The 11934-nt window shown below is 67.3% G+C and carries 13 protein-coding genes and 1 riboswitch; of the genes, 8 read left to right on the top strand and 5 right to left on the bottom strand.

From position 1 onward, the window contains the following. Positions 1–26 precede the first annotated feature (26 nt). The 6 genes from tatB to ACMV_RS04595 all read left to right on the top strand — a co-directional run bounded on the left by tatB (position 27) and on the right by ACMV_RS04595 (position 4452). A complete protein-coding gene (tatB, locus tag ACMV_RS04620) occupies positions 27–470 on the top strand; it encodes a Sec-independent protein translocase protein TatB (RefSeq protein ID WP_007421383.1) in 444 nt (147 codons plus the stop codon). Positions 471–479: 9 nt separating this feature from the next. After that, positions 480–1286, top strand: a complete 807-nt coding sequence (gene tatC / locus ACMV_RS04615) for a twin-arginine translocase subunit TatC (protein ID WP_007421384.1) — start codon at positions 480–482, stop codon at positions 1284–1286. Continuing rightward, the gene (gene serS / locus ACMV_RS04610; protein ID WP_013639692.1) at positions 1279–2580 is read left to right on the top strand and encodes a serine--tRNA ligase; all 1302 of its coding nucleotides are present in this window, start codon (positions 1279–1281) and stop codon (positions 2578–2580) included. Before tatC ends, serS begins: the two co-directional genes overlap by 8 nt. 82 nt (positions 2581–2662) lie before the next feature. Continuing rightward, positions 2663–3532, top strand: coding sequence for an MBL fold metallo-hydrolase (locus ACMV_RS04605; protein ID WP_013639691.1), 870 nt, complete (start codon positions 2663–2665; stop codon positions 3530–3532). An 18-nt stretch (positions 3533–3550) separates the two neighbouring features. Then, entirely contained in the window at positions 3551–3988 is a 438-nt protein-coding gene (locus ACMV_RS04600; RefSeq protein ID WP_013639690.1) for a YeeE/YedE family protein, read from the top strand. Beyond that, positions 3988–4452, top strand: coding sequence for a DUF6691 family protein (locus tag ACMV_RS04595; protein WP_007421388.1), 465 nt, complete (start codon positions 3988–3990; stop codon positions 4450–4452). Before ACMV_RS04600 ends, ACMV_RS04595 begins: the two co-directional genes overlap by 1 nt. Here the strand turns inward: ACMV_RS04595 and ACMV_RS04590 are convergent. The 5 genes from ACMV_RS04590 to thiC all read right to left on the bottom strand — a co-directional run bounded on the left by ACMV_RS04590 (position 4401) and on the right by thiC (position 8877). Continuing rightward, positions 4401–4760 carry an ArsR/SmtB family transcription factor gene (locus ACMV_RS04590; protein ID WP_231295369.1) on the bottom strand — a complete coding sequence of 120 codons (360 nt, stop codon included), beginning with the start codon at positions 4758–4760 and terminating at the stop codon, positions 4401–4403. The two genes, ACMV_RS04595 and ACMV_RS04590, sit on opposite strands and share 52 nt — an antisense overlap. Positions 4761–4958: 198 nt before the next feature. Beyond that, complete coding sequence (thiG, locus tag ACMV_RS04585) at positions 4959–5726, bottom strand: thiazole synthase (protein WP_007421389.1); 768 nt, start codon at positions 5724–5726, stop codon at positions 4959–4961. Between the two features lies 1 nt (position 5727). Beyond that, the gene (thiS, locus tag ACMV_RS04580) at positions 5728–5934 is read right to left on the bottom strand and encodes a sulfur carrier protein ThiS (protein WP_007421390.1); all 207 of its coding nucleotides are present in this window, start codon (positions 5932–5934) and stop codon (positions 5728–5730) included. After that, positions 5931–7052, bottom strand: a complete 1122-nt coding sequence (gene thiO / locus ACMV_RS04575) for a glycine oxidase ThiO (RefSeq protein WP_013639689.1) — start codon at positions 7050–7052, stop codon at positions 5931–5933. Before thiO ends, thiS begins: the two co-directional genes overlap by 4 nt. Positions 7053–7056: 4 nt before the next feature. After that, positions 7057–8877 carry a phosphomethylpyrimidine synthase ThiC gene (gene thiC, locus ACMV_RS04570; RefSeq protein WP_007421392.1) on the bottom strand — a complete coding sequence of 607 codons (1821 nt, stop codon included), beginning with the start codon at positions 8875–8877 and terminating at the stop codon, positions 7057–7059. A gap of 42 nt (positions 8878–8919) precedes the next feature. Further along, positions 8920–9024, bottom strand: a riboswitch (TPP riboswitch). Between the two features lie 272 nt (positions 9025–9296). Between thiC and ACMV_RS04565 the strand changes: the two genes are divergently transcribed. Then, positions 9297–11180, top strand: a complete 1884-nt coding sequence (locus tag ACMV_RS04565; protein ID WP_007421393.1) for a putative bifunctional diguanylate cyclase/phosphodiesterase — start codon at positions 9297–9299, stop codon at positions 11178–11180. A gap of 74 nt (positions 11181–11254) precedes the next feature. After that, positions 11255–11917, top strand: a complete 663-nt coding sequence (locus ACMV_RS04560) for a DsbA family oxidoreductase (RefSeq protein ID WP_011941891.1) — start codon at positions 11255–11257, stop codon at positions 11915–11917. Positions 11918–11934: the final 17 nt, after the last annotated feature.

Raw genomic sequence — 11934 nt, 5'->3', positions numbered from 1 at the left:
AGAGAGGCCGGTTTAAGCGGACGGACATGCTCGGATTTTCCTGGCCAGAAATTGGCGTGATATTGATGGTGGCGCTCGTCGTCATCGGGCCCAAGGACCTGCCGGTGGCCATCCGCACGGCGACTGCGGCGCTGCGCAAGATGCGCGGCCTTGCCAGTGAGTTCCAGGGCCATGTTCAGGAACTCATGCGCGAGGCCGATCTCGCCGATATCGGCAATGATCTCCGCAATCTCCGCAATTTCGATCTCGGCAGCACGATCGAGCGCCATGTCGACCCCGATGGCACCATTCGCAGCAGCTTCGATCCGGCGGAGGGCGAAACCTATGGCGTTCCCTCGGCCGCCGACACCGTGATCGAGGGGGCGGCGGATGACGAATTCCCGCCGGATATGCCCGCTTTCATTCCGCCCGACGCGGTGCGCGCCCGACCGGTGCCCGCCTTCATTCCCCCCGGCACGCGACTCTGGTAGGCCCGCCGCATGACATCCGATGAGACCGAAACGCCGCAGGACGCGGACCCGATCAACGACAAGGAAATGCCGCTGCTCGACCATCTGGCCGAGCTGCGCCGCCGCCTGCTCTGGTCGGGCCTCGCCTTCCTCGCCGCCTTCCTCGTGTCGTACTACTACGCGCAGCCGATCTATCACTTCCTCGCCCAGCCGCTCGTCAACATCCTCAAGGAACGCGGGCAGAAGCCGGAACTCGTCTACACGGCGCTCTACGAGGCGTTCTTCACCTATGTGAAGGTCGCGATCTTCGCCGCCGCCTTCATCTCCTTCCCGGTCATCGCCACGCAGATCTGGCTGTTCATCGCGCCCGGCCTCTACCGATCGGAAAAACGCGCGCTGCTGCCCTTCCTGATCGCCACGCCGGTACTGTTCTTCGCCGGCGGCGCACTGGCATATTATGTCATATTTCCAAATGCCTGGAAGTTTTTCCTGAGTTTTCAGACGAACCCGCACAACGCGAATTTCCAGATCAACGTGTTGCCGCGCGTCTCGGACTATCTCAACCTGGTGATGAAGCTGATCTTTGCCTTCGGCATCTGCTTCGAACTGCCGGTATTGCTGACGCTGCTCGGCCGGGTCGGCATCGTCAACGCGGCGGCGCTGAAGAAATACCGCCGCTATGCCTATGTCGGCTGCTTCATCGTCGCGGCGATCCTGACCCCGCCGGACGTCTTCACCATGACCGGCCTCGCGCTGCCGCTGATCGCCCTGTTCGAACTGTCGATCTTCGCGGTGAAGATGGTCGAGCCGAAAGCCGAGGTTTCCGAGAATGCATGACCTGAAAGCCATTCGCGACGACGCCGCGGCCTTTGGTGCTGCGATGCGCCGACGAGGACTTGCCGGGCCGGAAGGGGCGGACGAGGGCGCGGCAGCACCGATCCGCGCTCTCGATGAAGAGCGCCGCCGCGCACAGACCGAGCTTCAGGGCCACGAAACGCGCCGCAACGAACTCGCCCGCGCGATCGGCCAGGCCAAGCGCGCCGGCGAGGATACCACGGCCCTCGAAGCCGAAGGCACGGCCCTGCGCCAGTCGATCGAGACCGCCAACGCCTGGCTTGCCGAATCGGCACGCAAGCTGGACGAGCTGCTTGCCGTCCTGCCCAACGTCCTCGATGCCGACGTCCCCGATGGCCCCGACGAAACCGCCAATGTGGAGCAAAAACGGGTCGGCGCACCGCCCTCATTCGATTTCGAGGCAAGGCAGCATTTCGAACTTGGCGAAGCCCTCGGCCTGATGGATTTCGCCGGCGCGGCCAAGCTCGCCGGCGCCCGGTTCACCGTGCTGCGCAGCGATCTCGCCCGGCTCGAGCGCGCCCTCGGCCAGTTCATGCTCGACCTGCATGTGAACGAGCACGGCTATACCGAGGTTTCGCCGCCGCTGCTCGTCAACGACACGACGATGTATGGCACCGGCCAGCTTCCCAAATTCGCCGAGGACCTCTTCCGCACCACCGACGGTCGCTGGCTGATCCCCACCGCCGAGGTGCCGCTGACCAACCTCGCCGCCGGAGAGATCCTCGATGCCGCCAGCCTGCCGCTGCGCATGACGGCGCTGACCCCGTCCTTCCGCTCCGAGGCCGGCTCAGCCGGGCGCGACACCCGCGGAATGCTGCGCCAGCACCAGTTCTGGAAGGTCGAGCTCGTCTCGCTCACCACGCCGGAGGCCAGCGCCGACGAGCACGAGCGGATGACAAGCTGCGCCGAATCCGTGCTGGAACGCCTGGGCCTGCCCTATCGCCGCATGCTGCTCTGCGCCGGCGACACCGGCTTCTCCTCGGCCAAGACCTACGATCTCGAGGTATGGCTGCCGGGGCAGGGGGCCTATCGCGAAATCTCCTCCTGCTCGAACTGCCGCGCCTTTCAGGCCCGCCGCATGAACGCCCGCTACCGCCCGCCGCAGACCGGCCCGAAGCCGGCGAAGCCGGATTTCGTCCACACCCTGAACGGCTCCGGCGTTGCGACCGGACGCGCCCTCATCGCCGTGATGGAAAACTACCAGAACGCCGACGGCTCGATCACTGTTCCGGACGCGCTGCGGCCCTATATGCGAGGATGTGACCGGATCGGCTGACCGCCCCGGTCCCCTCCTATTGACCGGGGCGGGCGGCTTCTCATATTCGATGTCCAGAATATGATATCCCAAGGAGGCTGCGATGAGCCTGCGCCCCGAAGTCTTGCCGTTCTTCGATCCCGCGACGAGCACGATCAGCTACATCGTGGTCGACCCGGCCACCGCGCACGCCGCGATCATCGATTCCGTGCTCGATTACGACCCGAAAGCCGGCCGGGTTTCCACCACCTCCGCCGACGCGCTGATCGCAAAAGTTCGTGAACGCGGCCTCTCCATAGACTGGATTCTCGAAACCCACGTCCATGCCGATCATCTCTCCGCCGCGCGCTACCTGCAGCGCAACCTGGGCGGCGGCGTGATCGGCATTGGCGATCATATCGCGCCGGTCCAGGCCAATTTCGCCGACATTTTCGACCTCGGCCCCGACTTTCCCACCGATGGAAGCCAGTTCAACCACCTGTTTCACGATGGCGAGCGCTTCGCGGTCGGCACGATCGAGGCCGAGGCGATCTACACGCCCGGCCACACACCGGCCTGCATGTCCTACCATGTGGGCGACGCCGTTTTCGTGGGCGACACGCTGTTCCAGCCCGATTACGGCACCGCCCGCTGCGATTTCCCGGGCGGGGACGCGCACGCGATGTATCGCTCGGTCCACCGCCTCTACAGCCTGCCGGACGAAACCCGCGTCTTCACCGCGCATGACTACCAGCCCGGCGGGCGCGAGCCGGAATGGGAAAGCACGATCGGCGAACAGAAGGCGAAGAACCTGCAGATCAACACCGGCATCGGCGAGGAGCAGTTCGTCGCCATGCGCGAGGCGCGGGATGCGACTCTCGCGGCCCCGGTGCTGATCCTGCCGTCGCTGCAGGTGAACATCAGCGGCGGCGATCTGCCGAAGCCGGCGCCGAACGGCCGCCGCTACCTCAAGATTCCGCTCAACACGCTCTGACGGCGAGGACCCCGCCTCATGCTGCTTCCCGCACTCTTTCCCACGCGCTTCACCCCGCTGCCCGATCTCGCGGGCGGGCTGCTGATCGGCGCATCCGCTGCCCTGCTCTGGCTCGGCATCGGCCGCATTGCCGGCATCACCGGCATCGCCGGCGACCTGATCCAGCGCTCCGGGCGGGACTGGCGGCTCGCCTTCATCTCCGGCCTGCTTCTGGCCGGCCTTCTCGCGCGCACGCTCGGCGCCGCGCCCTCCATCCATGTCGCCGCCGGCCTGCCGGTGATGATCGGCGCCGGCCTGCTGGTCGGTATCGGCACCGCGCTCGGCGGCGGCTGCACCTCCGGCCACGGCGTCTGCGGCCTGGCCCGCGTCTCGCCGCGATCGATCGTCGCCACGCTCATCTTCATGGCCATCGCCGTGATCGTGGTCTTCCTCACCCGTGACCTCGGAGCCGTCTGATGCGCCAGCCCCTGATCGCCTTCGCCGCCGGCCTGCTCTTCGGCGCCGGGCTTCTGCTCTCCCGCATGGTCGATCCCGCGAAGGTGCTGGGATTCCTCAACTTCGCCGGTCATTGGGACCCAAGCCTGGCCTTCGTCATGGGCGGCGGCGTGATCATCGCCGCACTGGGCTTCGCGCTCGGCCGGCGGCTTTCCGCGCCGCTCGCCGGCGGCAGCTTTCCCGTGCTCCGGCGCAGCGGCATCACCGCGCGGCTTGCCGGCGGGGCTGCGATCTTCGGCGTCGGCTGGGGGCTCGCCGGCCTGTGTCCGGGGCCGGCCATCACGGCGCTGGCACTGGATCCGCTCGTCATCGCGCCGTTCGTGGGCGCGATGCTGGCCGGAATCTGGGTCGTGCGGGGGCTCGACGCCGCGCGTCAGCCGCAGCCGCCCGCGCTACCCGTCTCCGCGGTGCAGAACAGCCGGTAGATCAGCGCGACAACCTCCCGCGCCGCCTCGCTGCCGAGCGAGTAGTAGATCGTCCGGGAATCGCGGCGCGTCGTTACCATTCCGTCCTGCCGCAGCCGCGCCAGCTGCTGCGACAGATGCGCCTGGCGGATGCCCAGTTCGCGCTCAAGCTGGCCGACCGACGCTTCGCCATGCGTGAGATGGCAAAGCACCATCAGCCGGTGCGGATTGGCAATGCAGCGCAGGAACTGCGACGCAAGTGTTGCGTTTCGCATCATCGCGTCGAGTTCGATCTCGCTGTCATCCGACGGCAGGATGGACTTCGCCATGTCGGCCCGAATATCTTCCTCAGCTGTCAAGGGGGCGCTCTGACCCATTTTGTGTTCCCCGTGTCCAAGCTCGCTTTATAGGCAGCGACTATGATCTGATCGATCAGCCTTTGGCAATACGTGAGCCGTGGTTTCCGGCCACGAGGCCATGCCCGCAGCTCGCCACAGGCTACGGGGCGGCGCGCGGCGCGCTTGTCCTCAGGCGCCGATCAGCCCGAGTTCCGGGCTCGATGCCTCGGCCCGCAGCCGTTTCGGAATCCGTCCCGCCGCGCGGGCGCCGAAACCGGCTTCCACCGCCGCCCGCATCGCCGCCGCCATCCGCACCGGGTCATGCGCCCGGGCAATCGCGGTGTTGAGCAGCACGGCGTCGCAGCCGAGTTCCATCGCCAGCGTCGCGTCCGACGCGGTGCCGATCCCGGCATCAAGCACCACCGGCACCGCACTCTGCGCGCAGATCCGCTCGATATTGTAGGGGTTAGCAATCCCGAGCCCCGAGCCGATCGGCGAGCCCAGCGGCATCACGGCGGCCGCCCCGAGATCCGCCAGCTTGCGGCAGAGAATCGGATCGTCCGTGCAATAGGGCAGCACGGTGAACCCCGCCTTCACCAGCGCGCCGGTCGCCTCGATCAGCAGTTCGGCATCCGGATACAGGGTTTCCCGGTCACCGATGATTTCAAGCTTGATCCAGTCGGTCTCCAGCGCCTCGCGTGCGAGTTCGGCGGTCAGCACCGCATCGCGCACGGTCGAGCAGCCGGCGGTATTCGGCAGCAGCCGGTATCGTCCGCCCAGCGCATCGAGCAGCGAGCCGCCATAGGCATCGAGGCTGATTCGTCTGATCGCCACGGTGACCAGCGACGGATCCGCCGCCTCCAGCGCGTCGAGCAGCACCTGCTGGTTCGGATAGGCGCTGCTGCCCATGAACAGGCGCGAGCCGAGAGCAACGCCGCCGATCTCGAATGCGCTCATCTCAGCCCCCTCCGACCGCGCGAACGATCTCGATCTCGTCGCCCGGCATCAGCCGGGTGCGTGCCCAGGCCGCCCGCGGCACCACGGAGGCGTTCAGCGCCACCGCCAGCCCCTTGGTTTCATGCAGCCCCTTCGCCTCCAGCAATGCGGCAATGCTCGCCGCAATCGGCTCGAACGCGCCGTTCACCCGGATTTCCTCGCGATTCATGCAGCACTCCTCACCCGCGCGAAGCGCCCGATCCCGAACGGGGCGATGCGCGGATCAAGCTTCTGCTCCAGGATCGTCGCCGCCATCGCCGCGGCGGTGACCGGGGTGAGCAGAATGCCGTTGCGGTGATGCCCGGTGCAGAACATCAGGCCGGGCAGGGCGCTGGGACCGAGCACAGGGGCGTCATCGCGCGATCCGGGCCGGAAACCGACCCAGGTTTCCACCACGGCGAGCTCCTCGATCCCCGGCAAGGCGCGCCAGGCGCCGTCGAGCAGCGAATAAAGCCCGCCGGCCGTCATTGCGCCATCGAACCCGCGTTCCTCGACCGTCGCACCGATGACCAGCAGGCCACTCCGCCGTGGCACCAGATAGGCCCGCGGCGCCCAGATCACATGGCGCAGCAGGGGGATTTCCGGGTCCATCTGCACCGAGAGCATCTGCCCCTTGATCGGGCGGACCGGCGGCAGCGGCACCGGCAGATCGAACCCGGCGGACCAGGCGCCAGCCGCCAGCATGACCACATCCGCCGCGTGAACCCCCTCGGCGGTCACCACGCCCCGGGCGCGGCTGCCATCGGTCTCGATCCGCCGCACGGGCATCCGCTCGCGCAGCATCCCGCCCGCACGGCGGAACGCCTCGGCCAGCGCCGCCGTCGCCGCGCGGTTGTCGACCTGTATGTCGTCTGGCGAAAACACCGCCCCGGCCAGTTGCGGCGCGAGATAGGGCTCGCGCGCGCGCGCCTCGGCCGGCGTCAGCCATTCGAGCTCGATGCCCTGGCTTTTCTGGAATTCCATGTCGTGGCGCAGCTTCGCCGCGTCGTCGCGGTTGAGGGCGATCAGCATCGTGCCCTCGCGCCGCAACCCGACCTCCATGCCGGTGGCCGCCTCGAGTTCCGCCGCGAAGTCCGGCCACAGCGCCAGCGACTCGCGGTTGAGCACCCCGAGCGCCTGTTCGCCCGGCTCCGCCTCGCAGCCCGCGGCGAGCATCCCGGCCGCGGCGTAGCTGGCGCCGCGGCCGATTGCATCGCGCTCGAACACCGTGGTCTCGGCGCCGCGCTGCGCGAGGCGCCAGCCCAGGGCGAGCCCGATGATGCCGCCGCCGATGATGGCGACCTTCATGGCTTCACTCCGCCGCCTGATCCTCGACATAGATGCGGCTGCCGCCATCGCGGAACTCCGCCGCCTTCTGCGCGAGCCCTTCCTCGCGCGCCACCTCGTCGCGAATGTCCTGGGTGATCTTCATCGAGCAGAATTTCGGCCCGCACATCGAGCAGAAATGCGCGACCTTGTGCGCCTCCTTGGGCATCGTCTCATCGTGGAAGGCGCGCGCCGTGTCCGGGTCGAGGCCGAGATTGAACTGGTCCTCCCAGCGGAACTCGAAGCGCGCCCGGCTCACCGCGTCGTCGCGCAGCTTCGCCGCCGGATGCCCCTTGGCGAGATCCGCCGCGTGCGCCGCAAGACGGTAGGTGATGACGCCGGTCTTCACATCGTCGCGGTTGGGCAGGCCGAGATGCTCCTTCGGCGTGACGTAGCAGAGCATCGCGGTGCCGAACCAGCCGATCATCGCCGCCCCGATCGCCGAGGTGATGTGATCGTAGCCCGGCGCGATGTCGGTGGTCAGCGGCCCGAGCGTATAGAACGGCGCCTCGTGGCAGACCTCGAGCTGCTTTTCCATGTTCTCCTTGATCTTGTGCATCGGCACATGGCCGGGGCCCTCGATCATCACCTGGCAGCCCTTGGCCCAGGCGATCTTGGTCAGCTCGCCCAGCGTCTCCAGCTCGGCGAACTGCGCCGCGTCATTGGCATCGGCGATCGAGCCGGGCCGCAGCCCGTCACCCAGCGAGAACGACACGTCATACTTGCGCATGATGTCGCAGATCTCGTCGAACTTCTCGTAGAGGAAGCTCTCGCGGTGATGCGCGAGGCACCAGCGCGCCATGATCGACCCGCCGCGCGAGACGATGCCGGTCACCCGCTTCGCCGTCAGCGGCACATGGGCGAGCCGCACCCCGGCATGGATGGTGAAATAATCCACGCCCTGCTCGGCCTGCTCGATCAGCGTGTCGCGGAACACCTCCCAGTCGAGCTTGTCCGGATCGCCGCCGACCTTCTCCAGCGCCTGGTAGATCGGCACGGTGCCGATCGGCACCGGCGAGTTGCGCATGATCCAGGAGCGGATGTTGTGGATGTTCCGCCCGGTGGAGAGGTCCATCACCGTATCCGCGCCCCAGCGAATCGCCCAGACCAGCTTCTCGACCTCTTCCGCGGCCCCCGAGGTGACCGCCGAGTTGCCGATATTGGCGTTGATCTTGACGAGGAAATTGCGCCCGATGATCACCGGCTCCAGCTCGGGGTGGTTGATGTTCGCCGGAATGATCGCCCGTCCCGCCGCGATTTCGCTGCGGACGAATTCCGGTGTCACGAATTCGGGGATCGCCGCGCCGAACCGCTCGCCATCCGCCCGCCGCGCCGCCGCGCCTTCGGCGGCCTTCGCCCGGCCGAGATTTTCGCGATGCGCGACATAGATCATCTCTTCCGTGACGATCCCGGCCCGCGCGTATTCATACTGCGTCACCAGCGCACCGTCCTTGCCGGCGAACACGCTCCGCCCGGCGGGGCAGGGGGGCACCAGCCGGTCCGCCGCCGCGAATCCGTTATCCTCCGGCTTCACCGCCCGGCCGGCCACGGCATCGAATCCGCGCCGCTCGATCCAGGCGCCGCGCACCAGCGGCAGCCCGTTGTCGAGATCGAGACTGAAATGCGGGTCGGTGAACGGCCCCGACGTGTCATAGAGCCGGAACGGCGCTTCCCCCGCGCTGGGGTGCAGGTCGACCTCGCGGAACGGCACGGCGATGTCGGGCCGCCCCTCGGGCGAGGTAAACACCTTGCGCGAGCCGGCGATCGGGCCGGTCGTGACACTGGCAGGCTTGGTCTGGACGTTCATGGCGCGCTCCTCGGAACAGGGGCGACGCTGGGGCGTATGGTTCGGTCTGGATGATCCCGTCCCTCCGCCGGCGCAACCCGGATCAGGTTCAAAGGGTTGCCGGCTTCCCGGCTCTCAGCGTCCGTCGACGCACCCCTCGGATAAGACGACGATGGGTCGGTCGCGCCGGCAAGTCAAGTGCCACACCACTTTGTCATGAATTGCAGAAACGTTTTGTTCATCTTTGAAAGGCATAAGGAAATCAGAATTCCGCCCGTTCGGAGATCCAGGATTTTCATGATCGGTTTCATTGCGGCCCCGATAGAAGATTGTGCCAGCAATGGCTTCCTGGCGCGCGGTCTCATACCGCCCGAAGCCGCCCCCCGCTTGGCGTCGCCCTCCGGCCGCATCTCGCCCGGCCGCCCCGGAACGCTCCGCTGATGGGGCAGAAACTCCAGGCGGGTTGCGTCGATCCGGCCGAGATCGACCGCCTCCACGAAACCTTCATCCATGCCTCGGCCGATCTCGCGCGGGATCTTCACGCGGGAGCCGACGATCCGGCCATCCGCCGGTTCAACCTCGCGGCGGGCATGGCATTCGACGTGGCGCGCCGCTCCATCCGCTGCGCCAACGAAGCCCTCGAAGACCTGCGGACCATCCACCGAATCGCCAGGATCGGCAACTGGCGCGTTCGGCTCGACGATCATCTCACCTCCTGGTCGGAGGACATGCACGAACTCTTCGGCACCGATCCGGATCGTTTCGTGCCGCTGTTCGATGTCCTGACCGGACAGATGGACGAGACCGACAGGACGGCGTTCCTCGCGACCTTCCGCACCGTGGCCGAAACCGGCCAGGCTGCCGCGGCGGAAATCCGCATCCGTGGCGCGGAGGAGGGCGCACGGCGCTGGTTCTGGATCGACATGCGGCCCGAGACCGACGACACCGGCGCCATCGTCGCCGTGCGCGGCATCTGCCAGGAAATCACCGACCGCAAGGTGGCGCTGGAGCGGATCCGCTACATGTCCTCGCACGATCCGCTCACCAACCTGATCAACCGTACCCATCTCCTCGAACGGCTCGACCAGATCCTGGGCGAAGCCCGCCGCCGCCGCGAAAACGTCGCCCTGCTCACCTTCGACATCGACGATTTCAAGGGCATCAACGATCTGTTCGGCCACGCGGTGGCCGACAGCGTGCTGCGCGAAATCGCCGGGCGGATCGCCCGCCAGGTGCGCGAGTCCGATCTCGTGGCCCGCATCGGCGGTGACGAGTTCGTGGTGGTCCAGGCCGGGTGCGAACAGCCCGAACTGGTCGAAACCCTGGCCCGCCGCCTGCTGCGCACGATCGCCGATCCCATCGTCCTCGCCGATGGCCGCGAAATCGGCATTTCGGCCTCGGTCGGTATCGCGCTGCACCCTTTCGACGGCATGACGCCGGGCGCGCTGCTCGCCCATAGCAGCCAGGCCCTGCACGTCATCAAGAAAGAACGCCCGAACACCCTCGGCTTCTACGACGCGTCGGTCCAGTCCGAGTGGCAGAAGCGCCGCGCGCTCGAGCAGGATCTGCGCCTCGCCTTGCAGCATCGCGAACTGTCGCTGGTCTATCAGCCGATGTTCTGCATGCGGTCGTCGCTCTGCAGCGGCTTCGAGGCGCTGCTGCGCTGGAACAGCCCGACGCACGGCCCCGTAGCACCCGACCTGTTCATCGGCCTCGCCGAATCCATCGGCCTGATGGAGGAGGTCGGCACCTGGGTGCTGCGCGAAGCCTGTGCCGAGGCCGCGCGCTGGGCGGTACCGCTCACCGTCGCGGTCAATGTGTCGCCGATCCAGATCCAGCAGGGCGATCTCGCCTCGGTGATCACCGAAACCCTGAATACGACCGGGCTTCCGGCCAACCGGCTGGAAATCGAGGTCACCGAATCGATGCTGATCCGCAATTTCGACCGCGCGGTCGACACGCTGCAGCGCATCAAGGCGCTCGGCGTCGGCATTTCGATCGACGATTTCGGCACCGGCTATTCATCGCTCGCGACGCTGCGGGCCTTTCCGTTCAACAAACTCAAGATCGACCGCAGCTTCGTCCGCGATCTTGCGGAGGAATCGGAATCGCTCGCCATCGTCAACGCCGTCCTCGGCCTCGGCCGGGGACTTCGCCTGCCCGTCGTGGTCGAGGGGGTGGAGACGGAACGCCAGGCCGACATCCTGCGCGACTGCGGGGCCGATGCCATCCAGGGCTATCTTTTCGGCCGGCCGTCGCCGATCTCCGCTTACAGCAACATCACGGATCCGCGCGTGACCTCCCGGCGCCGCCTCGCTGTCTAGCGCGCTCACGGCGGCATCCGCGCTCTTTTGCTTTGCCGGCGCCCCGCTTTCCGCTAGACTCCGCATCCGTGAACATGGTCTTGCCGCGCCTGCCGAGGATCACGGTCGAAGTCGTTTTCGATTTCGTCTGCCCTTGGTGCTATCTCGGCGTTCACCGCCTGCAGCAATTGCGCGCCAGCCGGCCGGACCTGCCGATCGCGCCGCAATGGCGGCCGTTCCTGCTCAATCCGGACATGCCTCGCCCCGGCATCAGCCGCGCCGACTACACGGCGCGCAAGTTCGGCGATGAGGAGCGCGCAAGACGGTTCCACGCGGCGGTCGCCGCGATCGCCGCCGAGGACGGCCTCGATCTCGCCTTTCCGCGAATCAGCCGCGCGCCGAGCACCGTCGATGCGCACCGCCTGATCCGCTTCGCCCACGACCACGGCCCCGTCGAGGATCTGGTCCTCGCGATCTTCCGCGCCTATTTCACCGAAGGCCGTGACATCGGCGACGCCGCAACACTCGCGGCCCTCGCGGCGGCGCACGGCCTGCCGCGGGATCGCGTCGCGGCCTTTCTCGCCGGCGACCGGGCGACCGACCAGATCCATGCCGACAATCTCTTCGTGCACCGCCTCGGCATCAACGGCGTCCCCTGCTTCATCATCGACGGCCAGACCGCGATCGCCGGCGCCCAGGAACCCGGCATTCTAGAGCGCCTGGTCGAACTCGCCGCCTCGGACGTCGCCCTGTCCTGATCCGCCCTTCCGCGAGG

Source organism: Acidiphilium multivorum AIU301, assembly GCF_000202835.1.
Classification (GTDB): domain Bacteria; phylum Pseudomonadota; class Alphaproteobacteria; order Acetobacterales; family Acetobacteraceae; genus Acidiphilium; species Acidiphilium multivorum.
This window is presented reverse-complemented; position numbering and strand designations above follow the sequence as displayed.

Coding starts and splice junctions, on each gene's coding strand:
- tatB (WP_007421383.1), top strand. CDS start 27: ATGCTCGGATTTTCCTGGCCAGAAATTGGCGTGATATTGATGGTGGCG.
- tatC (WP_007421384.1), top strand. CDS start 480: ATGACATCCGATGAGACCGAAACGCCGCAGGACGCGGACCCGATCAAC.
- serS (WP_013639692.1), top strand. CDS start 1,279: ATGCATGACCTGAAAGCCATTCGCGACGACGCCGCGGCCTTTGGTGCT.
- ACMV_RS04605 (WP_013639691.1), top strand. CDS start 2,663: ATGAGCCTGCGCCCCGAAGTCTTGCCGTTCTTCGATCCCGCGACGAGC.
- ACMV_RS04600 (WP_013639690.1), top strand. CDS start 3,551: ATGCTGCTTCCCGCACTCTTTCCCACGCGCTTCACCCCGCTGCCCGAT.
- ACMV_RS04595 (WP_007421388.1), top strand. CDS start 3,988: ATGCGCCAGCCCCTGATCGCCTTCGCCGCCGGCCTGCTCTTCGGCGCC.
- ACMV_RS04590 (WP_231295369.1), bottom strand. CDS start 4,760: ATGGCGAAGTCCATCCTGCCGTCGGATGACAGCGAGATCGAACTCGAC.
- thiG (WP_007421389.1), bottom strand. CDS start 5,726: ATGAGCGCATTCGAGATCGGCGGCGTTGCTCTCGGCTCGCGCCTGTTC.
- thiS (WP_007421390.1), bottom strand. CDS start 5,934: ATGAATCGCGAGGAAATCCGGGTGAACGGCGCGTTCGAGCCGATTGCG.
- thiO (WP_013639689.1), bottom strand. CDS start 7,052: ATGAAGGTCGCCATCATCGGCGGCGGCATCATCGGGCTCGCCCTGGGC.
- thiC (WP_007421392.1), bottom strand. CDS start 8,877: ATGAACGTCCAGACCAAGCCTGCCAGTGTCACGACCGGCCCGATCGCC.
- ACMV_RS04565 (WP_007421393.1), top strand. CDS start 9,297: ATGGGGCAGAAACTCCAGGCGGGTTGCGTCGATCCGGCCGAGATCGAC.
- ACMV_RS04560 (WP_011941891.1), top strand. CDS start 11,255: ATGGTCTTGCCGCGCCTGCCGAGGATCACGGTCGAAGTCGTTTTCGAT.